This window comes from Streptomyces sp. NBC_01445 (assembly GCF_035918235.1).
GTDB lineage: Bacteria > Actinomycetota > Actinomycetes > Streptomycetales > Streptomycetaceae > Streptomyces.
The window spans coordinates 4829008-4855503 of sequence record NZ_CP109485.1 but is presented as its reverse complement, the minus strand read 5'-3'; the positions used below and the strand labels follow the sequence as shown (position 1 = coordinate 4855503).

28 protein-coding genes are annotated in these 26496 nt (G+C 70.7%); 19 read left to right on the top strand and 9 right to left on the bottom strand.

Annotated features, from left to right (window positions below; genetic code table 11):
• Nucleotides 1–29 precede the first annotated feature (29 nt).
• Nucleotides 30–461 (top strand): GNAT family N-acetyltransferase, encoded by a 432-nt coding sequence (locus tag OG574_RS22140; RefSeq protein ID WP_326774629.1) that lies wholly within the window; start codon nt 30–32, stop codon nt 459–461.
• Here OG574_RS22140 and OG574_RS22135 read toward each other — a convergent pair.
• On the bottom strand, nt 442–1008 hold the full coding sequence (locus OG574_RS22135) for a GNAT family N-acetyltransferase (protein ID WP_326774628.1): 567 nt from the start codon (nt 1006–1008) through the stop codon (nt 442–444). The genes OG574_RS22140 and OG574_RS22135 overlap by 20 nt on opposite strands.
• Nucleotides 1009–1086: 78 nt before the next feature.
• Here OG574_RS22135 and OG574_RS22130 point away from each other — a divergent pair, with 78 nt between their 5' ends.
• The 3 genes from OG574_RS22130 to OG574_RS22120 all read left to right on the top strand — a co-directional run bounded on the left by OG574_RS22130 (nt 1087) and on the right by OG574_RS22120 (nt 3581).
• The gene (locus OG574_RS22130) at nt 1087–1743 is read left to right on the top strand and encodes a TIGR03086 family metal-binding protein (RefSeq protein WP_326774627.1); all 657 of its coding nucleotides are present in this window, start codon (nt 1087–1089) and stop codon (nt 1741–1743) included.
• Nucleotides 1744–1869: 126 nt separating this feature from the next.
• Nucleotides 1870–2985, top strand: coding sequence for an LLM class flavin-dependent oxidoreductase (locus tag OG574_RS22125; protein WP_326774626.1), 1116 nt, complete (start codon nt 1870–1872; stop codon nt 2983–2985).
• Nucleotides 2982–3581 (top strand): FMN reductase, encoded by a 600-nt coding sequence (locus OG574_RS22120; protein WP_326774625.1) that lies wholly within the window; start codon nt 2982–2984, stop codon nt 3579–3581. Before OG574_RS22125 ends, OG574_RS22120 begins: the two co-directional genes overlap by 4 nt.
• 10 nt (nt 3582–3591) lie before the next feature.
• Here OG574_RS22120 and OG574_RS22115 read toward each other — a convergent pair whose 3' ends face one another.
• Entirely contained in the window at nt 3592–5658 is a 2067-nt protein-coding gene (locus OG574_RS22115; protein WP_326774624.1) for a hypothetical protein, read from the bottom strand.
• Between the two features lie 19 nt (nt 5659–5677).
• Nucleotides 5678–6952, bottom strand: coding sequence for a glycosyltransferase family 4 protein (locus OG574_RS22110; RefSeq protein WP_326774623.1), 1275 nt, complete (start codon nt 6950–6952; stop codon nt 5678–5680).
• Between the two features lie 210 nt (nt 6953–7162).
• Between OG574_RS22110 and OG574_RS22105 the strand changes: the two genes are divergently transcribed.
• A complete protein-coding gene (locus OG574_RS22105; RefSeq protein WP_326778577.1) occupies nt 7163–7870 on the top strand; it encodes a response regulator transcription factor in 708 nt (235 codons plus the stop codon).
• A 2-nt stretch (nt 7871–7872) separates the two neighbouring features.
• Entirely contained in the window at nt 7873–9342 is a 1470-nt protein-coding gene (locus tag OG574_RS22100; RefSeq protein ID WP_326774622.1) for a sensor histidine kinase, read from the top strand.
• Between the two features lie 3 nt (nt 9343–9345).
• On the opposite strand, the gene OG574_RS22095 is transcribed toward OG574_RS22100, so the two are convergent.
• Complete coding sequence (locus tag OG574_RS22095) at nt 9346–9936, bottom strand: hypothetical protein (protein ID WP_326774621.1); 591 nt, start codon at nt 9934–9936, stop codon at nt 9346–9348.
• A 284-nt stretch (nt 9937–10220) separates the two neighbouring features.
• Between OG574_RS22095 and hemL the strand changes: the two genes are divergently transcribed.
• From hemL to OG574_RS22045, 10 genes are all read left to right on the top strand, one after another.
• A complete protein-coding gene (gene hemL / locus OG574_RS22090) occupies nt 10221–11585 on the top strand; it encodes a glutamate-1-semialdehyde 2,1-aminomutase (RefSeq protein ID WP_326774620.1) in 1365 nt (454 codons plus the stop codon).
• A complete protein-coding gene (locus OG574_RS22085; RefSeq protein WP_100597987.1) occupies nt 11582–12277 on the top strand; it encodes a histidine phosphatase family protein in 696 nt (231 codons plus the stop codon). The genes hemL and OG574_RS22085 overlap by 4 nt, the downstream gene beginning before the upstream one ends.
• A gap of 160 nt (nt 12278–12437) precedes the next feature.
• On the top strand, nt 12438–13685 hold the full coding sequence (locus OG574_RS22080; RefSeq protein ID WP_326774619.1) for a hypothetical protein: 1248 nt from the start codon (nt 12438–12440) through the stop codon (nt 13683–13685).
• 99 nt (nt 13686–13784) lie between these two features.
• Nucleotides 13785–14405, top strand: a complete 621-nt coding sequence (locus OG574_RS22075) for a TlpA family protein disulfide reductase (RefSeq protein ID WP_326774618.1) — start codon at nt 13785–13787, stop codon at nt 14403–14405.
• A 6-nt stretch (nt 14406–14411) separates the two neighbouring features.
• Nucleotides 14412–15188, top strand: a complete 777-nt coding sequence (locus tag OG574_RS22070; protein WP_326774617.1) for a cytochrome c biogenesis CcdA family protein — start codon at nt 14412–14414, stop codon at nt 15186–15188.
• A gap of 3 nt (nt 15189–15191) precedes the next feature.
• A complete protein-coding gene (gene resB / locus OG574_RS22065; RefSeq protein ID WP_326774616.1) occupies nt 15192–16892 on the top strand; it encodes a cytochrome c biogenesis protein ResB in 1701 nt (566 codons plus the stop codon).
• A complete protein-coding gene (gene ccsB / locus OG574_RS22060; protein WP_326774615.1) occupies nt 16889–17980 on the top strand; it encodes a c-type cytochrome biogenesis protein CcsB in 1092 nt (363 codons plus the stop codon). The genes resB and ccsB overlap by 4 nt, the downstream gene beginning before the upstream one ends.
• A gap of 123 nt (nt 17981–18103) precedes the next feature.
• On the top strand, nt 18104–18685 hold the full coding sequence (locus tag OG574_RS22055; protein ID WP_326774614.1) for an RNA polymerase sigma factor: 582 nt from the start codon (nt 18104–18106) through the stop codon (nt 18683–18685).
• Entirely contained in the window at nt 18682–19611 is a 930-nt protein-coding gene (locus OG574_RS22050) for a CU044_5270 family protein (protein WP_326774613.1), read from the top strand. Before OG574_RS22055 ends, OG574_RS22050 begins: the two co-directional genes overlap by 4 nt.
• Before the next feature lie 65 nt (nt 19612–19676).
• The gene (locus OG574_RS22045) at nt 19677–20225 is read left to right on the top strand and encodes an SRPBCC family protein (RefSeq protein WP_326774612.1); all 549 of its coding nucleotides are present in this window, start codon (nt 19677–19679) and stop codon (nt 20223–20225) included.
• 79 nt (nt 20226–20304) lie between these two features.
• Here OG574_RS22045 and OG574_RS22040 read toward each other — a convergent pair whose 3' ends face one another.
• From OG574_RS22040 to OG574_RS22020, 5 genes are read right to left on the bottom strand one after another with little or no spacing between them, the layout of a single operon-like run.
• A complete protein-coding gene (locus tag OG574_RS22040; protein WP_326774611.1) occupies nt 20305–21288 on the bottom strand; it encodes an isopenicillin N synthase family dioxygenase in 984 nt (327 codons plus the stop codon).
• Nucleotides 21289–21348: 60 nt separating this feature from the next.
• A complete protein-coding gene (locus OG574_RS22035; RefSeq protein ID WP_326774610.1) occupies nt 21349–21807 on the bottom strand; it encodes a nucleoside deaminase in 459 nt (152 codons plus the stop codon).
• Nucleotides 21804–22214: a PLD nuclease N-terminal domain-containing protein gene (locus OG574_RS22030; protein WP_326774609.1), complete on the bottom strand. Its 411-nt coding sequence runs from the start codon at nt 22212–22214 to the stop codon at nt 21804–21806. Before OG574_RS22030 ends, OG574_RS22035 begins: the two co-directional genes overlap by 4 nt.
• A gap of 58 nt (nt 22215–22272) precedes the next feature.
• A complete protein-coding gene (locus OG574_RS22025; protein ID WP_326774608.1) occupies nt 22273–23373 on the bottom strand; it encodes a helix-turn-helix transcriptional regulator in 1101 nt (366 codons plus the stop codon).
• Nucleotides 23363–23506, bottom strand: a complete 144-nt coding sequence (locus OG574_RS22020; protein ID WP_326774607.1) for a hypothetical protein — start codon at nt 23504–23506, stop codon at nt 23363–23365. Before OG574_RS22020 ends, OG574_RS22025 begins: the two co-directional genes overlap by 11 nt.
• A 1-nt stretch (nt 23507) precedes the next feature.
• On the opposite strand from OG574_RS22020, the gene OG574_RS22015 reads away from it, so the two are divergent.
• From OG574_RS22015 to mqnP, 3 genes are read left to right on the top strand one after another with little or no spacing between them, the layout of a single operon-like run.
• A complete protein-coding gene (locus tag OG574_RS22015; RefSeq protein WP_326774606.1) occupies nt 23508–24080 on the top strand; it encodes a hypothetical protein in 573 nt (190 codons plus the stop codon).
• 51 nt (nt 24081–24131) lie between these two features.
• On the top strand, nt 24132–25583 hold the full coding sequence (locus OG574_RS22010) for a menaquinone biosynthesis decarboxylase (RefSeq protein WP_100597997.1): 1452 nt from the start codon (nt 24132–24134) through the stop codon (nt 25581–25583).
• Complete coding sequence (mqnP, locus tag OG574_RS22005) at nt 25580–26482, top strand: menaquinone biosynthesis prenyltransferase MqnP (protein WP_100597998.1); 903 nt, start codon at nt 25580–25582, stop codon at nt 26480–26482. Before OG574_RS22010 ends, mqnP begins: the two co-directional genes overlap by 4 nt.
• Nucleotides 26483–26496 lie beyond the last annotated feature (14 nt).

Genomic DNA, 26496 nt, shown 5'->3' with positions numbered 1-26496 from the left:
GTCCGGGGCGTGGCTCCTATGGTTCGGGTATGAAGATCACTGACATGGAGCCCGGCGATCCGCGCCTCGGCGCCGAGGTCCTGCCCGTGCTCCAGGAGCTGCGCCCGCACCTGACCGACGAGCTGTTCTCCGAGGTGTACGCAGAGGGGTATCCGCAGGGGCTGCGGTTCACGGCCGCGTACACCGACGACGGGTCGTGCTCGGGCGTCGCGGGGTGGCGCGTGGCCGCCAACACGAGCGCGCTGCGCAAGCTGTACGTCGACGATCTGGTGACCGCCGAGCGGGCCAGGTCGGGCGGCGTGGGCCGGGCGCTGCTCGCGTATCTGGAGGATCGGGCGCGCGAACTGGGCTGCCGCACGCTCCAGCTGGACTCGGGGACGCGCCGGACGGACGCGCACCGCTTCTATCTGCGGGAGCGTATGGACATCACGGCGTTCCACTTCACGAAGAGGCTCGGCTGAGGGTCCGCAGGTCGAGGTGCCAGTCGTGGCAGCGGATCGCGCGGCCCTTCGGGTACTCGAGGTCGCAGGGGCCGCGCAGGGTGAAGCCCGCGCTGCGGCAGACGCCGTTCGACGCGGGGTGGTCGACGGGCGGGAACGCGTGCAGATGGCGCAGGCGCGCCCGGTCGGCGGCCGCGTGGGCGGCGACGAGGCGGGCGGCCGCGGCGGCGATGCCGCGGCCCTGGTAGCCGGGCAGGACGCCCCAGCCGGTCTCCCAGATGCGTTCGCCCTGCCACGGTGTCGCCCAGTAGCCGATGGAGCCCGCCGCGGGGGCGTCGGGTCCCGCGGTGATGCGGAACATCCGGCCGTGCCCGTCGAGCGTGGACAGGGCGAGGTAGCGGCGGTGGCGGTCCATGAGCTGGTCGAGGGTCTCGGGGCCGCCGAGGTGGGCCGTCATCTCGGGCGCGTTGTTCTTGAGCAGGAGATCGAAGTCGTCGTCCGTCCAGGGCACGAGGCCTATGTCCGTCATCTTTTCCGCGGCCGTCCTGTGTTCGGTGCTGTGCGTCATCCGGCTCATCGGTGACGAGCCGGATCGTATGTCGCCGTTCTTCGGGACGGGCCGGGTTCCGGCTCGTAGCTTGGCGGCATGAATGACATCCACGAGAACGACGAGAACAACGAGAGTCACGGGAACGACGACAGTCAGGAGAACCCGCGCGGCATCGGTGATCTTCTGGGCGTGGCCGCGGAGCGGGCCGTCCCGGTCGTCCGCGCCCTGCCCGACGACCGCCTCGAAGCGGCGACGCCGTGCGCGGAGTACGACGTGAAGGCCCTGGTCAACCACGTCTTCCAGGTGATGGAGCAGTTCCAGCGGCTGGCCGCGAAGCAGGACTCCGACTTCACGCAGTCCGCCGCGGACCGGGTGGCCGAGGGGCCCGACTGGCGTGAGCGGTTCGGTGAGGAGGCCCGGAAGCTGGTGGCGGCCTGGTCGGCACCGGGTGCCGAGGAGGGGAAGACCGGGGCGATGAACATGCCGGCGGCCACGGTCGGCTCCATGGTGCTGCTCGATCTGACGGTGCACGTCTGGGACCTGGCGCGGGCGACCGGGCAGGAGTACGTGCCCGAGGGGGAGGCGCTCGCCCTCGTGGAGCGGCTGGCCGGGACCGTCGCGGAGCTGGCGCCGACGGCGCGGTCGATGGGGGTGTTCGGGGAGGCGGTGCCGGAGCCCGCGGACGCGTCGGCGTTCGAGCGGCTGCTCGCGGCGACGGGCCGGGATCCGCGGTGGGCTCCGCCCGCGCGCTGAGGGCCTGGGGAAGGCTCACGGGCCGAGGCCGGGGAGGCCCGTGGGCCGAGGCCCGGGAATAGGGGCGGCACTGTCACTGTTCGAGCGTATAGTTGAATCGTCAACAACCTCGAAGGGTGAGCAGCCATGCAGTTCGGGATCTTCAGCGTCGGTGATGTCACAGCCGATCCGACGACGGGCCGTACGCCGAGTGAGCACGAGCGCATCAAGGCGATGCTCGCCATCGCGCTGAAGGCGGAGGAGGTCGGGCTCGACGTCTTCGCGACCGGCGAGCACCACAACCCGCCCTTCGTGCCGTCGTCGCCGACCACGATGCTCGGCTACATCGCCGCCCGCACCGAGAACCTGATCCTCTCCACCTCCACGACGCTGATCACCACGAACGACCCGGTGAAGATCGCCGAGGACTTCGCGATGCTCCAGCACGTCGCGGACGGCCGCGTCGACCTGATGATGGGCCGCGGCAACACCGGCCCGGTCTACCCCTGGTTCGGCAAGGACATCCGCGAGGGCATCAACCTCGCCTTCGAGAACTACGCCCTGCTGCGCCGCCTGTGGGACGAGGACGTCGTGACGTGGGACGGCAAGTTCCGTACGCCGCTGCAGTCCTTCACCTCGACGCCGCGCCCGCTGGACGGGGTCGCGCCCTTCGTGTGGCACGGCTCGATCCGCTCGCCCGAGATCGCCGAGCAGGCCGCGTTCTACGGCGACGGGTTCTTCCACAACAACATCTTCTGGCCGATGGAGCACACCAAGCAGATGGTGAACCTCTACCGCCGGCGCTTCGCCCACCACGGGCACGGTGCCCCCGAGCAGGCGATCGTCGGGCTCGGCGGCCAGGTGTTCATGCGCAAGAACTCGCAGGACGCGGTGCGGGAGTTCCGCCCGTACTTCGACAACGCGCCCGTCTACGGACACGGCCCCTCCCTCGAGGACTTCACCTCGCAGACCCCGCTGACCGTGGGATCTCCGCAGCAGGTGATCGAGCGGACGCTCGGCTTCCGGGAGCACGTCGGTGATTACCAGCGCCAGCTGTTCCTGATGGACCACGCCGGTCTGCCCCTCAAGACCGTCCTGGAGCAGCTCGACATCCTCGGCGAGGAGGTCGTCCCGGTGCTGCGCAAGGAGTTCGCGAACAGCCGCCCGGCGAACGTGCCGGACGCGCCGACGCACGCGTCGCGCGTCGCGGAGGCGGAGCAGAAGGCTCAGCAGGAGAACGAGAAGGAGGTGCCGTCCGTATGAAGCTCGTCGTCGTGTCGGCGGGGCTGAGCGCCCCGTCGTCGAGCAGGATCCTCGCGGACCGGCTCACGCAGGCGGTGACCTCGCAGGTCTCGGGCGCCGATGTCGATGTGACCGTTGTCGAACTGCGTGACCTGGCCGTCGAGATCGCGCACAACCTGGTCACCGGGTTCCCCGGGCCCGCCCTCAAGGAGGCGCTCGACGCGGTGGCCGGGGCGGACGGCCTGATCGCCGTGTCGCCGGTGTTCTCGGCCTCGTACAGCGGTCTGTTCAAATCGTTCTTCGACGTGCTCGACAAGGACGTGCTCACCGGGAAGCCGGTGCTCGTCGGGGCGACCGGCGGGACGCCGCGGCACTCGCTCGTCCTGGAGCACGCGATGCGCCCGCTGTTCGCGCATCTGCGGGCCGTGGTCGCGCCGACCGCCGTGTACGCGGCGTTGCAGGACTGGGGAGCGGAGGGGCTTGAGCAGCGCGTCGAACGGGCGGGCGGTGAGCTCGCGCGGCTCATGACCGGCCTCGCGGCGGCCCGCCCGGCGCCGGTGGAGTGGGGCGACGACGTCATCCCCTTCGAGCGGCAGCTTGCCGCGCTGCGGACGTAGCAGGAAGTGGTCAAGGGCCCTGCGGGACGGCCGGCGCGAGCCAGGCCGTCCAGCCGCGGGTGTGGTGCAGGGGGTACGGCGTCCAGTCGCGCGCATAGTGCGGTGGGCGCTGTCCCTTTTCCGTGAGGACGGCGGTCGGCACCTTCGCGGCGCGGCCGAGGATGCCCGCGACGGTCGTCGAGACGTTGTTGCCGTCGATCTGGGCGGAGGCGCAGCCCGCGTCGTAGGCGATGGGGAGGGCGCGCGGGCCCGAGACCAGGCAGGGCGGGCGCAGACCGAGGGTGCGCAGGCTGTCGGCGGCGGCGCGGTAGCGCTGGTTCGTGGTGGCGGTCGCCGCGGTGACCTCGGTCAGGACGGTGGCCTGCGAGGCGAACTGCGCCGCGACGATCAGTCCTGCGAGGACGAGGGCGCGTCGCGAGGTCAGGCGCGTGACCAGACTCGCGACCGGTAGGGCGAGGAGCGCGTAGGCCGGGAGCAGGAAGCGCGGGGCCGAGTAGTCGATCATGAGCAGATACGGCACGGCGAGCGCGGCGGCGACGGCCACGGGGAGCGCGGTCGCCAGGAGCCGGCGCTCGCGCACCGCGTAGGCGAGTGCGGCGGCGGCGAGGACGGGCAGGGCCAGCCACCACAGGGTGAGGCCGGGGGAGTGCAGGGTCGCCGTGCACGGGCGGCACAACAGGGGGCCGTTGAGGCTGGACCAGGCGTTGTCGAAGTTGAGGTGCAGGCCCATGTCGCCCTCGGTGGCGCTCGACACGTGCAGCCGTTCCTGTACGGAGCCGAAGCGGATGTACGCCTCCGCGACCCACTGGGCGAGGCCGGTCACGAGTCCGCCGACCAGGTAGGGCAGGGTGCGGCGGCCGCGGAACAGGGCCGTGGCGATCAGGGGCAGCGCGAGCCAGACGGCGTCCGGGGCACGGAACAGGGCGGTCACGGCGACGCAGCCCGCGAGCCACCGGTTCGCGTGGGGTTCGCGCCGGATCACCGCGCGCAGGAACCAGCCGGTGGCGGCGACCGAGCCGAACGCGACCCAGAGGTTGGGCATGGCCTGCGGCCCGGAGATCTGGGTGATCCACAGCCCCGCGAACAGCAGCGCGGCGAGGGCGGTGGTACGGGCCCCGACGACGGGACGCCATACGCGGAACGCGGCGTACAGGGCGGCCGAGGAGAGCAGCGTGAGCGCGATGCGCAGGACGGGCACGGACGGGGTGACCGCGATGAACGGCGCGGTCAGGAAGCTGATGCCACGGGAGCGCGGCGCGCTGAAGAAGGCGGCGGGGACGCGCGGGTCGTACTGCGACACATACACGGCCTCGTCCCACCCGAGCGCGTGCGCGAACGCCGGCACGACGAGCACGAACTGAACGAGGGCGTAGACGACAGCGACGAGGGCCAGCCAGGGGGTGGTGCGGGGGCGCCGCTCGGGAGCGTCAGATGTGGTGGCGGGGGAGGACGGGGGGTGGGAGATGGCGGTGGCGCCGGTGCGGGCGGTGGCTCCGGGGGCCGCTGTGGCGGCTCGGGGGCTGGGCTCGGTGTGGCGGCCGGGGGCGGTGGCCGGCATGTCGCTCCCGGGCTGGGCAGTGGTGGCTGCCGTGTCGGTGTCGGGCTGGGCGGTGGTGGTTGCCGGGTCCGTGTCCGGATGGGTGTCGGGTGGTGGGGCCGGGTGTGGTCGGGGGGTGGTGAGGCTTGGTGTGAAGGGGTGTTCGGCCCAGGGCAGGGCCGTGGCTCGGGGCTTGGGCGGATCGGTGTCGGGCTGGGCGGTGGTGGTTGCCGGGTCCGTGTCCGGATGGGTGTCGGGTGGTGGGGCCGGGTGTGGTCGGGGGGTGGTGAGGCTTGGTGTGGAGGGGCGTTCGGCCCAGGGCAGGGCCGTGGCTCCGGGCTCCGGTCGGCTCGCCTCCGGTCGGGCAGTCGTGGCTGCCGTACCCGGCTGGGGGTCGGGCCGGGGGGCGGGCCGCCGCCGGTTTTGGTCGGCCCGCCTGCCCCGGCCCTCGGTGGCCCGGTCCCGTTTGGCTCCGGGGGCCTTGGGGCCTTGCGGGCGGGCCGGTTCTGGGGTGCCGAGTTGGGTGTCGTTGGTCGTCATGTGCCTTCCCGCTCGTGCGTCACGTGGGGCGTGGGTCCGAGCGGGCGCCGCGCGCGGACGCGGTCCGCGCCGGGCCGTGGGTCGAACGGGCCTTGCGACGGGCCCAGTTGGCCGCGCGAGAGCGCAGCCGCTGCCACGACCGCAGGCGCCGCGTCTCACGGAGTTCGGCGAACAGGAGCTCGTACCGGGCGACGATCGGATCGGGGTCGTAGCGGCGGGCGGAGGCGAACGCGGCGCGGGCCATGGCGTGCCGGCGCGGCGCGTCGTGGATGAGGCCGACGACCGCCTCGGCGAGGGCCCGCGCGTCCCCGACCGGCACGAGCCGGCCGTCGACGCCGTCGGTGATGATCTCGGCGGGGCCGAGCGGCGCGTCGGTGCTGACCACCGGAACCCCGCATCGCATCGCCTCGACGAGCGTCATCCCGAAGGACTCCGCATCTGACGCGGACACCACGATCGAGGCCTTCGCGAACTCCGGCTCGATGGGCGAGCGCGCCCCCATCAGGTGGGCGCGCCCGGTCAGTCCGAGCCCGGCGATGAGATCGCGCAGCTTCGCTTCCTCAGGCCCGCCGCCGTAGATCCGCAGCTGCCACTCGGGTTCCTGCGCGGCGACGGCCGCGAACGCCTCCAGGAGCAGGTCGAAGCGCTTGCCCGGCGCGAGACGCCCGGCGCTCGCGATGACCTTGGCAGCGCCGTCGGACGGCGGGCAGGGCGCCTCCGGCACGATGTTGGGGACCGAAAGGACCTGTACGCCCGGCAGGGCCATGCGCGCCCGGTACACCTCGGCGTCCGCCGCGGTCATGGTGACGACGGCGTCGAGGGAGCGGTAGTGGCGGGCGAGCACCGCCCGGAGCTTCTTGCTGTGCGCGTCGTGGCGCAGGTGCTCCTGCCCGATCCGCAGTGCGGTGCGCGGGCCGTACATCGCCAGATATACGTTGATGCCGGGGCGCGTACCGATCACGACGTCAGCGTCGCAGCGCTCCAGGTACTCACGCACGCGCAGATCGTGCAGACGGGTGTACTGCTTGTGCCGCTTCTCGGCGGCGGGAAAGTCCCGTGCGGGCTCCTCGTACGCCGCGTACCGCGTGTCGACGCCGCCGATACGCGTGTCGACGAGTGGGACCAGTGAGACGGCCGGGTCGACCGTGAAGCGCGGCACCTCGCGATGCCGGGACATCGAGACGATCTCCACCTCGTGGCCGCCGCGCCCGGCGAGCGCCGCGGCGAGGTTGAGCGTGGTTCGCACGGTCCCGCCGATCGCGTACGCGTTGTGCAGCAGGAACACGATCTTCATGGACAACCCTCCCGGCGGGCGCTTTGCCCGCAACATACGGCGGCAGCCTGGTCCAGCCAGGTAAGCCACCGTTCGCGCCTGGGTGAGAGGCGGGTAAGAAGGCGCCCGACGGGCCCCTGGTCAGGGGGTACGCCGCCGGGCGCGGGGGGCACACTGGAACGCGTGTCCCCTACCGCTGCGTCCGCCACGCCCCACGCCGCGTCCCCGACCGTGCTGCTCGCCGAGGACGACCGTGCCATCCGCCATGCCCTGGAGCGGGCCCTGACTCTGGAGGGTTACGAGGTCACGGCCGTCGCCGACGGGGTGGAGGCGATCGCGCAGGCGCACCGCAGCGCGCCCGACATCCTCGTGCTGGACGTGATGATGCCGGGCATCGACGGTCTTCAGGTGTGCCGGGTGCTGCGTGCCGAGGGGGACCGCACGCCGATCCTGATGCTGACGGCGCTCGTCGAGACGCCGGACCGGATCGCGGGCCTGGACGCGGGCGCCGACGACTATGTCGTGAAGCCGTTCGACGTGGATGAGGTCTTCGCCCGGCTCCGTGCCCTGCTGCGCCGCAGCAACGGCGCCTCCTCCGACGACGGGAACGGCGGGCGCGATGCGTCGCCCGAGCCCGACGGCCAGGTCGCGGCGGCCGACCTCAGAATGGACCCGCAGGCGCGGCGGGCCTGGCGCGGGGAGCGCGAGCTGGAGCTCACCCGTACCGAGTTCGACCTCCTGGAGCTGCTCGTGCGCAACGCGGGCATCGTCCTCGACCACGCCACGATCTACGACCGCATCTGGGGCTACGACTTCGGTCCCGGGTCGAAGAACCTCGCCGTCTATGTGGGCTATCTGCGCCGCAAGGTCGACGAACCCGGTACGACCTCCCTCATCCACACCGTGCGCGGCGTCGGCTACGTGCTGCGGGAGGACTGAGGATGCCGCGCCCCCGCCTGCGCGCGTTCCTGCACGGGCGACCGCGCGCCCGGTCCCTGCGGACGACGTTCGCCGTGTCGTTCGCGGCCGTCGCGGCGGCCGTCACCGTCCTGGTCGGCTTCCTCTCCTACGACGCCGCGGCGCGGCTCGTCCGCGTGGACCAGCAGGCCGTGTTCGACGAGGTCGTCACCGATCTGCGGCAGCAGGTGAAGGACGCCGAGCTCACCCCGTACGACTTCGCGTCGGGGGACCCCGACCACGACGGGCCGCGCGACGACCTGATCCGGCCGGCCCGTACGGACGTACAGGTGCTCGGGCCCGGCGGCCGGGTCGTCGACCGCGGCAGCCCGCGGCTGCCCGTGAACGCGGCGGACCGGCGCACCGCCGACGAGGCGCACGCCGGTGTGACGGAGGAGGCCGACGGGGCGGAGAAGGGCGGCTCGCGGCGCGATGTGGAGATCGGCGGGGACGAGTACCGGATGACGGCCGTGTCGCTGGGCGGCGGGCGCGGCGCCGTGCAGGTCGCGCAGGAGTTCAGCGACACGGAGGACCTGCTGCGTGATCTCCAGCAGCGCACGGGCCTGTTGGCGGGTTCCGTGATCGTGGCGGCGGGACTTGTCGGCTGGTGGCTGGCGCGCCGGATCACGGGGCGTCTGGTGACGCTCGCGGAGGCGGCGGAGGACGTGGCGGGGACGGGGCACCTCGATGTGCGGGTGCCGGTGACCGGCGGCGACGAGGTGGGCAGCCTGGGCCGCTCCTTCGACCGGATGCTGGGGCGTCTTGCGCGCTCGATGGAGGACCAGCGCCGCCTGGTGCAGGACGCCGGTCATGAACTGCGCACGCCGCTCACCTCGCTGCGTACGAACATCTCGCTGCTGCGCCGTATCGAGGACCTGCCGCCCGCCGCCCGTGAGGAGCTGATCGCCGACCTGGCGCAGGAGTCGCGTGAACTGACCGATCTGGTCAACGAGTTGGTGGAGCTGGCCGCGGGGAAGGAGGACGACGAGCCGGTCGTCGAGGTGGCGCTCGCCGAGACCGCGGAGGACACGGCGGTCCTCGCGCGCCGCCGCACGGGCCGCACGGTCACGGTGCGTTCGCGGGGCGACACGGTGGTCCGGGGCCGGCCGGCCTCGCTCCAGCGCGCAGTGTCGAACCTGGTGGAGAACGCCGCCAAGTTCGACCGCGACGGCACGGAGCTGATCGAGATCGTGGTCACGGGAGGCCTCCCGGACGGCGTGCGCGTCGAGGTGCTCGACCGGGGTCCCGGCATCGCGGACTCGGATCTGGACCGGGTCTTCGACCGGTTCTACCGCGCGCCGGCCGCCCGCAGCCTGCCGGGCTCCGGCCTCGGCCTGTCCATCGTCCAGGAGGTGGCTGCGGCCCACGGGGGCGCGCCGTTCGCGAAGGCGCGTCCGGGTGGGGGAGCGGCGATCGGGTTCACGGTGCGGGGTGTGCTGCCCGACGAGGAGTGAGGGTCAGGGCCAGACGAGGCAGTAGGCCTGGTGTCCCGCGTCGTGCAGCCGGTGGCTGAAGTCCTGCCATTCGTGCAGCAGTTGGTACACGTAGAACGCGTCGCGCGGGCCGCCGCGGTCCGGGACCGTCGACCAGATGAACGCCGCGGCGCCCACGGCCTCCTCGCCGACGCCGCGCAGCGGGTCGACGACCGTCATGGGCAGCTTCACGACCGCGTAGTCGGGGTGCAGGACGACCAGTTCCAGCGGGGGGACCTTGTGCAGCGGTATGCCCTCGATGCCGGTGAGGACCATCGCGGCCATCGTCTCCGGCTTGATCTTGGTGAACATGCCGCCCATGCCGAGCTCGTCACCGCCGAGCTCCTCGGGGCGCATCGAGATGGGGACACGGGCCGCCGTGGCGCCGTCGGGCGCGCCGAAGTATTTGTACGTCACCCCCACCCGGCCACCATTCCTGCTCCCGGTCCCGCTCAGTGCCTGCCCGGCGTCCGCTTCCTCCGCTGCCGCCTCCGCGTCGCGCCGGTGCTTTCCCCGCCGGGCACGCCGGGGGCCCAGGTCGTCGGTCCCCTCGCCCAGTCCGCCACCGCGATGCATATCTCCACCCGACTGCTTTTCCAGGGCGCCTGGCCCCTTTTCTAGGCCGCGCGGCCACCACCGCGCAACCCGATCATCGTGTCAGTGACCTCCCCCACGGTCACTCGCCGAAACGTGCGGTGAACCACCCGCGCGGGCCGGGGAGCGAACCCCCGTGCCGGCGTGCAGCGTGAACTGTCCGCGAGCGGCCCGTCCCCTGGGAGTTTAGGTAGTCGGTTCCCGCCGTGGCCAGAGAAGCAGGGGATGAGCCGGGCTCCGGAGAGCCTGCCCGTACGCTGAGAGGCATGGCAGAGGCGAACAACATCCCCGGGTCCGCGGCGCCGCCGTCGGGCGCGACCGCACCGTACCCCTATGAAGCACCGGTCTCGCAGGGTCTCTTCGACCGTGCGGCCCTCGTGACGCCGGGCGGCGTGAACTCGCCCGTACGCGCGTTCCGTGCCGTGGGCGGTACGCCCCGGTTCATGGTGTCCGGTACCGGTCCGTACCTCACGGATGCCGACGGTCGCGAGTACGTCGACCTCGTCTGCTCCTGGGGGCCGATGATCCTCGGCCATTCCCGTCCCGAGGTCATCGCGGCCGTCCAGGAAGCCGTCGCGCGCGGTACGTCCTTCGGTACGCCGGGTGAGGGCGAGGTGGCCCTGGCCGAGGAGATCGTCGCGCGGATCGCGCCGGTCGAGCAGGTGCGGCTGGTGTCCAGTGGCACCGAGGCGACCATGTCCGCGATCAGGCTCGCCCGCGGGTTCACCGGGCGCGCCAAGGTGATCAAGTTCGCCGGCTGTTACCACGGGCACGTGGACGCGCTGCTCGCCGCGGCGGGATCGGGTGTGGCGACCCTCGGGCTGCCGGACACCCCGGGTGTGACCGGTGCCCAGGCGGGCGACACCATCGTCGTCCCGTACAACGACCTCGACGCCGTGCGGGCCGCGTTCGCCGCGAACGAGGGCCAGGTCGCCTGTGTCATCACCGAGGCGTCGCCGGGCAACATGGGCGTCGTCCCGCCGCTCGAAGGCTTCAACCAGGCACTCGCGGACCTGTGCCGGGAGAACGGCGCGCTCTACATCTCCGACGAGGTCATGACCGGCTTCCGCACGTCGAAGGCCGGCTGGTACGGCGTCGACGGGGTGGCGCCCGACCTGATGACGTTCGGCAAGGTCATGGGCGGTGGCTTCCCGGCCGCCGCGTTCGGTGGCCGCGCGGACGTCATGGGGCACCTCGCCCCGGCCGGACCCGTCTACCAGGCGGGCACGCTGTCCGGGAACCCGGTCGCGACGGCGGCCGGCGTCGCGCAGCTGCGGCTGCTCGACGACGCCGCGTACGCGAAGATCGACGCGGTCTCCGAGCAGCTGCGCACCCTGGTGGGCGCCGCGCTCACGAAGGAGGGCGTCGCGCACCGCGTGCAGAGCGCCTCCAACATGTTCTCGGTGTTCTTCACGGAGAACGAGGTGCGCAACTACGAGGACGCGAAGCGCCAAGAGTCCTTCCGCTTCACCGCGTTCTTCCACTCGATGCTGGAGCAGGGCGTCTATCTGCCGCCGTCGGCCTTCGAGTCCTGGTTCGTCTCCACTGCCCATGACGAGCGGGCGGTCGAGCGCATCGCCGCCGCGCTCCCCGGTGCCGCGCGCGCGGCTGCGGAGGCCACGCAAGCATGACCACTGCCGGCAAGTCCGACCAGGACATCACCGTCGTCCACGTGATGCGGCACGGAGAGGTGCACAACCCGGAGGGGATCCTGTACGGGCGCCTGCCCGACTACCACCTCTCCGAGCTCGGCCGGCAGATGGCCGACCGGGTCGCCGAGCACCTGTCCTCGCGTGATGTGACCCATGTCGTGGCCTCCCCGCTGGACCGGGCGCAGGAGACGGCGACGCCGATCGCGAAGGCGCACGGGCTCGACCTGGCGACCGACGACCGGCTCATCGAGGCGGGCAACGTCTTCCAGGGCAAGACGTTCGGCGTCGGCGACGGCGCGCTGCGCAAGCCGGAGAACTGGAAGCACCTCGTCAACCCGTTCAAACCGTCGTGGGGCGAGCCGTACGTCGAGCAGGTCGTGCGGATGATGGGCGCCCTCGACGCGGCGAAGGACGCGGCGCGCGGTCACGAGGCGGTGTGCGTCAGCCATCAGCTGCCGATCTGGATCGTGCGCAGCTTCGTGGAGAAGCGGAGGCTGTGGCACGACCCGCGCAAGCGGCAGTGCACGCTCGCCTCGCTCACGACGTTCACCTATCGCGGGGACAAGATCGTGTCCGTCGGCTACACGGAGCCCGCACGCGATCTCGTGCCCGCCCATCTCCTCGCGGGTGCCAAGCCCGTGAAGGGGAAGGACAAGGCGTTCGGCGCGTAGCGCCTTCGGTTCTGAGCACATTCGGCACTCGGAACATTCGGCGCAAAGCCGTCGGCATTGCCCAACTTTGTTCTCCGTGCCGGAACCGCGGTGTTCGTCGCGCCCTCTAAGGGGGTGCCCGTCTCGTACGGGACGGGGCGCGACGAATGGGGACCAGGGAATGCCGGACATCACACGAAGGGGACTGATCGGGCTGGGGGCGGGTGCGGCGGCGGCCGCCGCGCTCGCCGGGTGCGGTACCAGTAACGGGCAGGGTGGCGGGGCGGCGTCCGTGCCGCTGGGCGACCAGGGCGAGGGCGGCGCCGGTAAGCCCGACAAGCCCGCGGCCCGGCCGATCGGCGACGGCTCGACGTCGTACACCGGCAAGCAGCCGAACCAGCCGGGCAAGCCGGTCCCCCTCGAACCCGGCGAGACGCCGCCGCAGTTCGTGATCTTCTCCTGGGACGGCGCGGGCGAGGTCGGCAACGGCCTGTTCCCGCGCTTCCTCGAACTGGCCGAGAACCACGGCGCGCACATGACGTTCTTCCTCTCCGGCCTCTATCTGCTGCCGGAGTCGAAGAAGCGGCTCTACCGCCCGCCGAACAACGGGGTCGGCGCCTCCGACATCGGCTATCTCACCGATGCCCACATCAAGGAGACGCTGAAGTACGTCCGCCGGGCCTGGCTGGAAGGCCATGAGATCGGCACGCACTTCAACGGCCACTTCTGCGCGGGCACCGGCACCGTCGCCAACTGGACCCCGGCGCAGTGGCGCAGCGAGATCGACCAGGCCAAGTCGTTCGTCAAGGAGTGGCGTACGAACACGGGCTGGCACGACCTGCCCTCGCTGCCCTTCGACTACGAGAAGGAACTCGTCGGCGGCCGCACGCCCTGTCTGCTCGGCCAGGACAATCTGCTGCCCACGGCCCGCGAGCTCGGCTGGCGCTACGACGCCTCGTCGCCGGGCGGCCGGCAGCGCTGGCCCTCCAAGCGCGGCGGGGTGTGGGATCTGCCGCTGCAGGCCGTGCCGTTCCCCGGGCACACCTTCGAGGTCCTCTCGATGGACTACAACATGCTGGCCAACCAGTCGGTGAACACGACCAGGGCGCCCGCCTACAACTACCCGCGCTGGCGCAAGCAGTCGACCGATGCCTACATAGCCGGCTTCAACCGGGCATACGAGACGAACCGGGCGCCGTTCTTCATAGGCAACCACTTCGAGGAGTGGAACGGCGGGATCTATATGGACTCCGTCGAAGAGGCGCTCAAGCACATGGCCGGCCAGAAGGACGTACGCCTCGTCTCCTTCCGGCAGTTCGTCGACTGGCTGGACGTCCAGGACCCGAAGGTCCTCGACAAGCTGCGCTCGCTCGACGTCGGAGTGCGCCCCGACGGCGGCTGGAAGAGCTATCTGAAAGCCGCGGCGTGAGCCTCGCGCCGCACCCTGAATGACCCCTTCTGAAATGGGGTTTTCCGTACGCAAGGGGGGTGCGGAAGATCCCCTAAACAGACATGCGAAACTTTTCACATGAGTGCCGACTGCCGCGTTTCCCCCCTCGCTGCATCCAAGCGCCGTACCGCCCTCCTCGCCGCGGGGGCCGCGGTCGCTGCGCTGACGCTCTCCGCATGCAGCTCCGGCGGAACGTCGGGCGGCGGCAACAACACCAACTTCGTGACGAACTCCGGCGGCATCTCCACCGTCGACAAGGGTGACCGTCACCCCGCGCCCAAGCTGGACGGCAAGGATCTGGAGGGCAAGCCCCTCGACCTCGCCGACTACAAGGGCAAGGTCATCGTGCTGAACGTGTGGGGCTCCTGGTGCCCGCCGTGCCGCGCCGAGGCCAACTACTTCGCCAAGGTCGCGAACGAGACCAAGGGCAAGGACGTCCAGTTCATCGGGATCAACACCCGTGATCCGCAGACCGAACCGGCCCTCCAGTTCGAGAAGGACCACAACATCCCGTACCCGAGCTTCTACGACCCCTCGGGCAAGCTGATGCTGCGGTTCGAGAAGGGCACCCTCAACCCGCAGTCCATCCCGTCCACGCTTGTCATCGACCGCGACGGCAAGATCGCCGCCCGCTCGCTGCGCGCGCTCAGCGAGGACAAGCTGCGCAAGATGGTCGACCCCGTGATCGCGGAGAAGTGAGCGACGGTGCACGCCACGCTCACCGCTCTCGCCGCTGAAGGCGGAGTGGGAAACACCGTCGAGAGCGGTACGCTCCTGCTCGCTCTGCCGATCGCCGTGCTCGGCGGCCTCCTCTCGTTCTTCTCGCCCTGCGTCCTGCCTCTCGTGCCCGGCTATCTGTCCTACGTGACAGGGGTCAGCGGCACCGACCTGGCCGACGCGCGGCGCGGCCGGATGGCGCTCGGCGCCGGACTGTTCGTCCTCGGCTTCACCGCCGTCTTCGTCTCCGGCGGGGCCCTCTTCGGCTACTTCGGCGAGACGCTCCAGGAGTACCAGGACACCCTCACGAAGATCCTCGGTGTCCTGATGGTCCTCATGGGGATCTTTTTCATGGGCATGATGCCCTGGCTCACGCAGCGCGAATTCCGCTTCCACAAGCGGCCGGTGACCGGGCTGATCGGCGCTCCGGTGCTCGGCGCCCTGTTCGGCATCGGCTGGACCCCTTGCATCGGTCCGACGCTCGCCTCCGTGACCGCCCTGTCGTTCAACGAGGCGAGCGCGGGGCGCGGGGCCATACTGACCGTTGCGTACTGCGCCGGGCTCGGTGTCCCCTTCGTGCTCGCCGCGGTCGCCTTCCGCAAGGCGCTCGGCGCCTTCGGCTGGGTCAAGAAGCACTACGCCTGGGTGATGCGCATCGGCGGCATCATGATGATCTTTACCGGAGTGCTGCTGCTCACAGGAGCCTGGGACACCCTCGTCCAGCAGATGCAGTCCTGGTCCAACGGCTTCACGGTGGGAATCTGATTCATGAGCACGACTGAATCCGGCAAGACCGGCGAGGTGGGCGGCGACGAGCTCGGCGCGGCCGGCTCGCACCTGTCCACCGCGCCGCAGGAGGACCGCGGCCCGAACCTGCCCCGCCTTGGCGTCATCGGCTGGGTCCGCTGGTTCTGGCGGCAACTCACCTCGATGCGCGTCGCGCTGATCCTGCTCTTCATGCTCTCGCTCGGGGCGATCCCCGGCTCGCTGATCCCGCAGTCCGGGGTCGACGAGATGAAGGTGCAGACGTTCAAGGACGCGCACACCACGGTCTCGCCGGTCTACGACAAGCTGGGCCTGTTCCACGTCTACAGCTCGGTGTGGTTCTCCGCGATCTACATCCTGCTGTTCATCTCCCTCATCGGCTGCATCGTCCCGCGCACCTGGCAGTTCGTCGGGCAGCTGCGCGGGCGCGCCCCGGGTGCCCCCAAGCGCTTCACGCACCTGCCCGCGTCCGCGACCTGGCGCACCGACGCCGAGCCCGAGCAGGTCCGCGCGGCGGCCCTCGAGATCCTCCGCAAGCGCCGCTTCCGCGCCCACGTCTCCGGAGACTCCGTCGCCTCCGAGAAGGGCTATCTGCGCGAGGCCGGCAACCTGATCTTCCACATCGCGCTGATCGTGATGCTGATCGCCTTCGCCTGGGGCCAGCTCTTCAAGTCCGAGGGCGGCAAGCTGATGGTCGAGGGCGACGGAGGCTTCTCCAACGCCCTGCCGATGTACGACGACTTCAAGTCGGGCAACCTCTTCAACTCCGACACCGACCTGACGCCGTTCAGCTTTCAGCTCGACAAGTTCGACGGGACGTACGAGCGCAACGGGCCGAACAAGGGGAGCCCGCGCGTCTACCGAGCGAACGTCACCTACAGCGTCGGCGCGACCGGCAAGGAGCAGAAGACCGCGATCCAGGTCAACGACCCCCTGGAGATCGACGGCACCAAGGTCTATCTCAACGGCCACGGCTACGCGCCCACCGTCACCGTCCGGGACGGCCGCGGCAAGATCGTCTCCCGGCAGGCCGTGCCGCTGCTGCCCATCGACTCGAACGTCACCTCCACCGGTGCCGTCAAGGTCATGGACGGCTACCGCGACAAGAACGGCAAGCGGGAACAGCTCGGCTTCAACGCCTTCTTCGTGCCGACCTTCGCGGGGTCCGGGAAGGGCAACATGTTCTCCCAGTTCCCCGCGCTCGACTACCCCGTCCTCGCGCTGTCCGCGTACCACGGAAGCCTGGGTGTCGACTCCGGGATCCCGCAGAACGTGTACCAACTGGACACCTCCAAGATGAAGAAGTTCACGGACTCGAAGGGGGAGCTGCTCAAGACGCGGCTGCGGCCCGGCGAGACCATGAAGCTTCCGAACGGTGCCGGGTCGATCACGTTCGACAAGGACATCAAGCAGTGGGCGAGCTTCCAGATCACCCACCAGCCCGGCGACGGCTGGGCCCTCGCCGGAGCGCTCGCCGCCATCGCGGGCCTCGCCGGCTCCCTGTTCATCCAGCGCCGCCGCGTCTGGGTCCGGGCGACCCCCGGAGCCGACGGAGTCACCGTCGTCGAGATGGGCGGTCTCGGCCGCAGTGAGTCCTCGAAGGTGGCCGAAGAACTCGGCGACCTGGCCGCACACCTCCACGAACGGGCGCCCAGCGCCGCCGATCCCCAACCTGCTGTTCCTGCCGAAGGGGCTGAGAAGTGAATCTCGCCGCCGCAACCAACGAGAATCTCGCGCACATCAGCAATGTGCTGATCTACTCGTCGATGGCCGTGTACCTCCTGGCCTTCTTCGCGCACATGGCCGAGTGGGTCTTCGGCAGCCGCAGCAAGGTCGGCCGCACCGCTGCCGCGCTGACGCAGAAGGCCACCGCGCAGGCCGCGGCCGGCTCCGTGAAGGTGCAGGTCAAGGAGAAGAACGGCGGCACCGCTGTCCTGGAGCGGCCCAGCGTCGTGACGCGCGCCGTCTCCGGCACGCGTGACGTGCCGGACGGCCCCGGCGCCTCCGGCGGCGACGAGCAGGGCGACCTCTACGGCCGTATCGCGGTGTCCCTCACCGTGCTCGCGTTCCTCGTCGAGGCGAGCGGGGTGCTCACCCGCGCGCTCTCCGTGCAGCGTGCGCCGTGGGGCAACATGTACGAGTTCAACATCACCTTCTCCACCGTCGCTGTCGCCGTGTACCTCGGCCTGCTCGTGGCGAAGAAGAACATCGGCTGGCTCGGCCTCCCGCTGGTCACCACGGTCCTCCTCGATCTCGGCCTCGCTGTCACTGTCTTGTACACCGCCAGCGACCAGTTGGTTCCCGCCCTTCACTCGTACTGGCTGTACATCCACGTCTCCACGGCGATCTTCTGCGGCGCGGTGTTCTACGTCGGCGCGGTCAGCACGCTGCTCTACCTGTTCCGCGACTCGTACGAGAACAAGCTGGCGAACGGCGGCAAGCCCGGTAAGTTCGCGACCTCCGTCATGGAGCGCCTGCCCGCCGCGGCCTCGCTCGACAAGTTCTCCTACCGCGTGAACGCGGCCGTCTTCCCGCTGTGGACGTTCACGATCATCGCGGGCGCCATCTGGGCCGGCGACGCGTGGGGCCGCTACTGGGGCTGGGACCCCAAGGAGACCTGGTCGTTCATCACCTGGGTCGCGTACGCCTGCTACCTGCACGCCCGCGCGACCGCCGGATGGAAGGGCCGCAAGGCCGCCTACCTGGCCCTCATCGCCTTCGCCTGCTGGCTGTTCAACTACTACGGCGTAAACATCTTCGTCACCGGCAAGCACTCCTACGCCGGCGTCTGACACCGAGACAGCCCACGACGGCCGGTTCCCATGTGACGTGAGTCACGGGAACCGGCCTTCGTCGTACGGACAGATGGGGGCGTGAAGAAGAATCAGGGGGCACATCAAGCACGCAGAACCCGGGTGAGGGACGGTGACGCCGACGCGTTCGGCGAGCTCTTCGACGCTTACGCCCGATCCGTCTACAACCACGCCTACAGCCTGACCGGCGACTGGTCGACCGCCGAGGAAGTCGTCTCGCTGACCTTCCTCGAAGCCTGGCGGCTGCGCGACAGGGTCGAGCCCGAGGGCGGCTCGCTGCGGCCCTGGCTGCTCGGCGTCGCCACGAACGTCACGCGCAACCTGCGCCGCGCCACCCGCAGACACGCCGCCGCGGTCTCCCGCCTCCCGCGCGCGGAAGCCGAGGCCGACTTCGCCGACGACGTCGCGGGCCGCATCGACGACCAGGCCCGCATAGCCCTCGTCCACACCGCGCTGGCCACACTGCGGCGCCCCGAACGCGAGGTGCTCGCCCTGTGCGTCTGGTCGGGCCTCGACTACCCGTCCGCCGCCAGAGCGCTCGACGTCCCCGTCGGCACGGTCCGCTCCCGGCTTTTCAGAGCCCGCGGGAAACTCGCCCGTGCCATGGAACTCCCGCGCCCCGACGGACAGATGAAAGGCGGCCACGCTCCCGTGGCCGGGCCCATACAGGAGGGAAACCGATGAACACGCTTCCTGAGAAGGACCTTCCGCCGGGCCGGCACCGACTCCTCAAGGAGCATCTGATGACCGAGATCCGGGAGACCGAAGCACCCGCGCAGGCACCGCCGCGCCGGAAGTGGCTGCGTCCCGCGTTCGCCGCCGTCGCCGTGGCGACCGCGGCGGCCGTCACCTTCGTCGCGCTGCCGTCGGACGGCGCGAGCGCCCCGCCGCCGACCAAGGAGGCCGTGGCGCTCCTGGAGGACGTCGCGCTCGCCGCCGAGCACTCCGATGCGCCCGCCCGCATCCGCGACGACCAGTTCGTCTACGTCGACAGCCTCGTGTCGTACTCGCAGAGCGGCGAGGGCATGAAGACGAAGATCCCACCGCTGCACCGGCTGGAGACCTGGCAGTCCGTGGACGGCACCCGCAAGGGACTCGTACGCGAGAAGGGCCGAGGCCAGTGGGCGACCGAAACCGGGCCGGTCCCGGGCAAGCCCGGCTACGAGACGTCCACCAGCTACCGGCACCTGTCCACCCTGCCCACCGACCCCGACGCGATGCTGCGCTGGCTGCGCAGAACCGGCCCCGAGCACAGCGGCCAGCAGGCCGACCAGGCCATGTTCGTGCTGGTCGGCGACCTGATCAGGGATGCGCTCGTGCCGCCGGAGGTGGGCGCCGCGCTCTACCGGGCCGCCGCCAGGATCCCCGGCGTGACCGTGGTGAAAGGGGTGAAGGACGCCGCGGGCCGCCCCGGGATCGCCGTGGCCCGCAAGGACCCCGACAACCCCAGCCGCGACGAGTGGATCTTCGACGTGAAGACCCATGAGTTCCTGGGCGAGCGCACCGTCGCCACCGAAGCCTGGTCGGGCGGGGTGAAGAAGGGCCAGGTCACGAGCAATACGGCGGTCGTGGACCGGGCCGTCGTCGACAAGCCGGGGCAGCGGCCCTAGGCACGGGGCAGCGGATCCCGGTCCGTACGGGTGCGCGAAGCGCGCGGGCGCGCCAGCCTGGAGGTATGACCGAATCCAGCCACCCCACCGAGCCCGCGGCACCTGCCACACCTGTCGCGCCCGGCACGAGCCGGACCGAGGGTCACACCCACACCCTGCACTTCACGATCCCTCTTCCGCATCCCGTGGAGGAGGTCTGGGCGGCGGTGGCCACCCCGGAGGGTCTGCCGGGGTGGCTGGCCGCCGCCGATGTGCTCGAACCACGGCTCGGCGGTGCGGTCACGCTGCGGTGGCTCAACAACGGGCGCGCCCACCAGGGCCGGGTCACCGCGTGGGACGGCGAGCGCGTCGCCGAGTACACGCTCGAAGGCCCGCACGGCCGCCTGCGCTTCCACCTGGAGCCGACGGCCCCCGACGCGACGACCCTGCGGTTCACTGGCGAGATCGACGGCGACGACGTGGCGCGCCTGGACTACCTGGCCGCCTGGCACGACCACTTCGAGCACCTGGCCGCCGCGCTCGACGGGCGCCCGACGGACGAGCGGGCCTGGGCGGCCTGGACCCCGTCCCGATGGCAGGAGCTCCGGGACGGATATCTCAAGGCTCCACAGTGATCGGATACGCGGTGATCGGACGCTGCGGTGATCGGACGCTGCGGTGATCAGACGCTGCAGTGATCGGACGCCGCAGTGATCAAGGCTCCACAGTGATCGTGTCCAGCTTCGCCCGCAGATACGTGTGCGAGTCGACCGGCTCGTGCGCGACCTTGCCCTTCGGCGCGGGCACGGACTCGACGGTCGTGCGCGGGTCGCACTCGTAGAAGTAGACGAGCGACATCAGCTCCTCGGCGGGCAGGTCGGCCGGGGGCGGCAGGACGCGGTGGCGGCCGGAGCGCCAGCGGTCGCCGGTCCAACGCGCCATCAGGTCACCGATGTTGATGGTGAACGCGTCCGGGTCGAACGGCGCGTCCTGCCAGCCGCCCTCGTCGGTGTGGACCTGGAGCCCGCCCTTGCCGGCCTGCCGGTCGAGGACCGTGACGGTCCCGAAGTCGGTGTGCGGGCCGATGCGGAACTGGCCCTCCTCGGGCTCGCCCACGACGTCCCTGCCCGGGTACCAGTTGATGTTGAAGCCCCAAGTGGGGTGCGTGGTGTGCCGGGTGAAGAAGTCCTCCTCCTCGCCGAGCGCGACCGCGAGGAGTTCGAGCAGCAGGTCGGACAGCTCCCGCATCCGCCCCAGATACGTCTCGACGAGCGCGCGCAGCTCGGGCGTCTCAGCGGGCCAGGTGTTGGGCAGGAACCACTCCGCGTCGATCTCCGCGTCCCCGGTGGGCAGTTCGGAGGCGTACGACAGGGACTCCTTGAGGTCGGGCGGGGTCTCGGTGCCCTCCGCGTAGCCGTTCGCCTCGGTGCCGGGGCCCAGCCAGCCGCGCCCGCCCACCTTCACGGCGTACGACTCCTTCACCGCGGGCGGCAGCCGGAAGAAGCCGCGCGCCGCCTCCCGGATCCGGGAGCGCAGCCCTGGGTCCACGCCGTGCCCGGTGACCAGCAGGAATCCGGCCGTCCGCAGCGCCTCGTCGACGGTACGGGCGATTCCGGCGCGCGCGTTCGGACCGCCCAGGAGCCAGGGCCGCAGATCGATCGTGGGGATACGGGGCTGTGGCGCACGGGGTTCCGTCATGGCTCCACTGTGGACGCGGCGCGGCACGCGGGCAACGAGGCCCGAGCGGCCGGATCCGCCCTACTCGCCGATGTCCTCGTTCCACAGCTCGGGACGGGCCGCGATGAACTCCTCCATCATCGCGACGCACTCGGGGTCGTCGAGCATCACGATCTCCACGCCGTGCTCGGCCAGCCAGTCGTGGCCTCCGTGGAACGTCCGAGCCTCACCGACGACGACCCGCGTGATGCCGAACTGCCGCACCAGACCGGAGCAGTACCAGCACGGCGAGAGCGTCGTCACCATCGTCGTGCCCTTGTACGAGCGCTGCCGGCCCGCGTTGCGGAAGGCGTCGGTCTCGCCGTGCACGGACGGATCCGCGTCCTGCACACGGCGGTTGTGCCCGCGCCCGAGGACCTTCCCGTCCGCCGAGTAGAGGGCCGCGCCGATCGGGATGCCGCCCTCGGCGAGCCCCGCCCGCGCCTCCTCGACGGCCGTGGCCAGCCAGGTCCGCGCCAGTTCGGGGTCGAAGGCGCTCACGCAGGCTCCCCGCCCTGCTCGCCCTCGCGCTTCCTGAGCTCCTCCTCGCGGCGGCGCAGATCGGCCTCCCAGTTCTTGAGGAGCGACTCGTCCTTCACTTCTTCAGAAGACGCAGCCTCCTCGCGCAGGGAGTGCAGGAACTCGGGGTTGTCGTCGGGTGCGACGAACGTGGTGCGGTGGCTGCGGTGCCACTCGGACGGTGTCGAGCCGTTCGCGGGCGCGTGCCGGTGCCTGCCCGCGACGAGCCAGGCGATCGGGCCGACGAGCACCTCGCCGAAGAGCAGGATGATGATGACCCACACGACCTTCGGCAGGCCCCTGACCTCCTCCTCCGGAGTGTTCAGGCAGTCGATGAAGGCGTAGATCCACAACGCCAGGACCAGCAGGAACGGCAAGTAGCGGAGCATGGTGTCGCGATCCCCCAAGGAGCGGCGTGGGGACGACGCAGGCCCCCCGGTGACCGGGTCAGGGTAGCGGGTGGCCGTCATCCGGGTGATCCCCGTCCTGAGCGGGGTGGTCGTCGAGCAGTCCGGACATCGCCGCGTTGTAGCCCGCCTGGAAACGGCTGTCCGCCGCCAGCTCCTCGGTGAGTTGCGAGATGTGGCGGCGGCAGGTGCGCACCGACATGGCGAGCTTGCGGGCGATCGTCTCGTCCTTGTGTCCCTGCGCCATCAGCCGCAGGATCGACCGCTTGAGATCGTCCGTGAGGGAAGGGCCGGGCAGCGCGTCCGGCTCGAACGAACTGGCCCCGTCCCACAGATATTCGAAGACGGAGCAGATGAAGGCGACCAGGGCGGGTTCTCGCACGACGACCGCGGCGGGCGGGCGGACGGCCTTGCGCCGGTCCGCGATGAAGACCGTCTCCCGGTCGTAGATGAGGATGCGCTCGATGACCCGGTCGGCGGTGCGGACCTCGGCGCCCGCCGCCGTCACGTCTCGCACGTAGGCGCGGGTGGCGAGATCCCCGCGCGCGGTGTGCTGGTAGAGACTGCGGATGCGCACGCCGCGCTCCAGCATGGCGAGCGCGCTGTTGCGGGCGCGGCCGAGCACCGACGGGGGCCGTGCCCCGCCGGGCTGCACGGCGAGGAACTCGCTGCGGCAGCGCGCACTCAGCCCGTTGAGCACCGACTGCACGGTGTCGCCGTCCTCGAGCAGGTCGAACGCCTCGTGCCGATTGCGCAGCCTGCGCCCTTCGAAGTAGGCGGGCGTCAGCGAAAGCAGCCTTCCGCGTACGTCGGTGACGGCGTCCTGCAGCTCCCGTATCTGCCGCTCCGTGGTGCCGACGAGATCGGCGGCGGCCGCGTCCGGGCCGACGGGGACCAGGGTCCGCGGGTCGCCGGGCGCGGGCCGCAGCAGCCGAAGACGCGTCAACACCCCTTCGGCAGTGCCGACTTCGTCCTCCGAGAGTCCGAGGACGTCGGCGATGTCCGCCCGGTCGAACCGTCCCGCGGCGGCCGCGTGCCCGTACGCGGCGGCACTGACGTCGTCGAGTACGTCGAAGCCCGCACCTGCTGCCCCGGGAACATCACGCGGCGCACCGGAGGAGCCGGCGGGACTAGTTGCCATGCAACTTCACGCCATCGGCCGGAGCTTGGCGGTGCGGCTTGCCGGAGACATGATCGACATGGTTGCCGGGAGCGGGGTCTTCGACGCCGCTCTTGGGCTGTTGTTTACCCACCACCGGCTTCAGGGGGACCATCGTGAACCGTTACCTCATCAGCTTCGCCCCATGGATCGTCTACGCCTTCATCGCGACGAGCGACGACTGGCGCAGCGGCGCCGAGTGGGGCCTCGCGATCGCCTGCGTAGTGATCATCCACGACCGCCGCTCCGGCAAGGCCTGGGACGAGATGGTCATCGAGCTGAGTGCGGCCGTGTTCTTCGCGGGCATCACGCTCCTCTCGTACGCACGTCCCGACTCGGCCCTCATTCCCTACGGCCCGGCGCTCGTCGACGCCTGGCTCGCCCTGACGGCGCTCGGCTCGCTGGCCGTCCACAGGCCCTTCACGCTGGGCATCGCCCGCCGTATCGCGCCGGAGCACGTCTGGAAGACCCCGGCGTTCTTCCGCACCAACGCCGTCATCACCTGGGTGTGGGCGGTGTCCTTCGCCGTCGCGGCCGGCGCGCTCGCGCTCCTCATCCACGCCGACCCGAGGGCGACGGCCGCAGCGATCGCGATCAAGGTGGTCACCTTCGTCCTGCCGGTGATGTTCACGATGCGCTACCCGGTGATCGTCGCGAGCCGCAGGGAGCGGGCCACGGCGGACGGCTGAAGGGGGAAGCCCCGGCGAAGATCCGCCGGGGAGGATGCCAAACTGGCACGCATGGCTTACGACGATCTGCGCTCCCTGCTCCGGGCGCTGGAGCGCGAGGGTGACCTCAAGCGCATCAAGGCCGAGGTCGACCCCTATCTGGAGGTCGGTGAGATCGTCGACCGGGTGCAGAAGTCCGGCGGCCCCGCTCTCCTCTTCGAGAACGTGCGCGGCTCCTCGATGCCGCTCGCGATGAATGTGTACGGGACCGACCGGCGCCTGCTCAAGGCGCTCGGCCTGAAGTCCTACGAGGAGATCAGCGACAAGATCGGCGGCCTGCTGCGCCCCGAGCTGCCGCACGGCTTCGTGGGCGTGCGCGAGGCGTTCGGCAAGCTCGGCTCGATGGTGCACGTGCCGCCGAAGAAGGTGAAGGACGCGCCGGTGCAGGAGGTCGTCCTGCGCGGCGACGACGTGGACCTGGACCAGCTCCCGGCCCTGTTCACCTGGCCCGAGGACGGCGGCTCCTTCTTCAACCTCGGCCTCACGCACACCAAGGACCCCGAGAGCGGCATCCGCAACCTCGGGCTCTACCGGCTCCAGCGCCACGACCGGCGCACCATCGGCATGCACTGGCAGATCCACAAGGACAGCCGCAACCACTACCAGGTGGCCGCCAGGAAGGGCGAGAAGCTGCCGGTCGCGATCGCCTTCGGCTGCCCGCCCGCCGTGACGTACGCGTCCACGGCGCCGCTGCCCGGGGACATCGACGAGTACCTCTTCGCCGGGTTCATCCAGGGCAAGCGGATCGAGATGGTCGACTGCAAGACGGTGCCGCTCCAGGTGCCGGCGAACGCCGAGGTCGTCCTCGAGGGCTGGCTGGAGCCCGGGGAGATGCTCCCCGAGGGCCCGTTCGGCGACCACACCGGTTTCTACACGCCGCAAGAACCCTTCCCCGCGCTGACGATCGACTGCGTGACGATGCGCAAGCGTCCGCTGCTGCAGTCCATCGTGGTGGGGCGCCCGCCCACGGAGGACGGTCCCCTCGGCCGGGCCACGGAGCGCTTCTTCCTGCCGCTCCTCAAGATCATCGTGCCGGACATCGTGGACTACCACCTGCCCGAGTCGGGCGGCTTCCACAACTGCGCGATCGTCTCGATCGACAAGAAGTACCCGAAACACGCGCAGAAGGTGATGCACGCCGTGTGGGGCGCCCACATGATGTCGCTGACCAAGCTGATCGTGGTCGTCGACTCGGACTGCGACGTGCACGATCTGCACGAGGTCGCGTGGCGGGCGCTCGGGAACACGGACTACGCCCGTGACCTGACGGTCGCCGAGGGTCCCGTCGACCACCTCGACCACGCGTCGTACCAGCAGTTCTGGGGCGGCAAGGCGGGCATCGACGCGACGAAGAAGTGGCCCGAGGAGGGCTACACGCGGGACGGCGGCTGGCCCGAGATGGTGCTGTCCGACCCGCAGACGGCGGCGACGGTCGACCGCCGCTGGAAGGAGTACGGCCTGTGACCAGCGCTTCCGCCGCGATCCCGCAGCCGGGCCGCACCAAGGCGTTCCTGCGGCTCGTCATGATCGAGCACTCGGTGTTCGCGCTGCCCTTCGCGTACATCGCGGCGCTCACCGCGATGTTCCGGATGGACGGGAACATCCACTGGTGGCGGCTGCTGCTCGTGACGATCGCGATGGTCGGCCTGCGCACGTTCGCGATGGCCGTGAACCGGATCATCGACCGCGAGATCGACGCCCGTAACCCGAGGACCGCGCACCGCGAACTCGTCACGGGCGCGATGTCCGTGAAGTCCGCCTGGACCGGCGCGCTCATCGCGCTCGTCGTCTTCCTCGGCGCGGCCGCCCTGCTCAACCCGCTGTGCCTGGCGCTCGCGCCCATCGCGGTGATCCCGATGGTCGTCTATCCGTACGGCAAGCGGTTCACGAACTTCCCGCAGGCCATCCTGGGTCTCGCCCAGGCGATGGGGCCGGTCGGCGCCTGGCTGGCGATCACCGGCGAGTGGTCGTGGGACGGGGTGATCCTCGGGCTCGCGGTCGGCATCTGGATCGGCGGCTTCGACCTCATCTACGCCTGCCAGGATGTGGAGACGGACCGCGAGGTCGGCGTGATGTCGGTGCCGGCCCGCTTCGGAATCCCGGCGGCGATCTGGGGAGCGCGCGGCTGCCACACGCTCACCACGGCGCTGTTCGTCTGGTACGCCCTCGCCACGGACGCGGGTGCGTTCTTCTGGCTCGGCCTCGTCATCGTCGCGGGCGCCTTCCTCTACGAGCACACGATCGTGCGGCCGCGCGACCTTTCCCGGCTCAACCGGGCCTTCTTCCAGGTCAACGGCTTCATCGGGATCGCCCTGTTCGTGTGCGCGCTGCTCGACCTCCTCGTGCGCGGCCTGACTGTCTGACCGCGGCCGGGTGC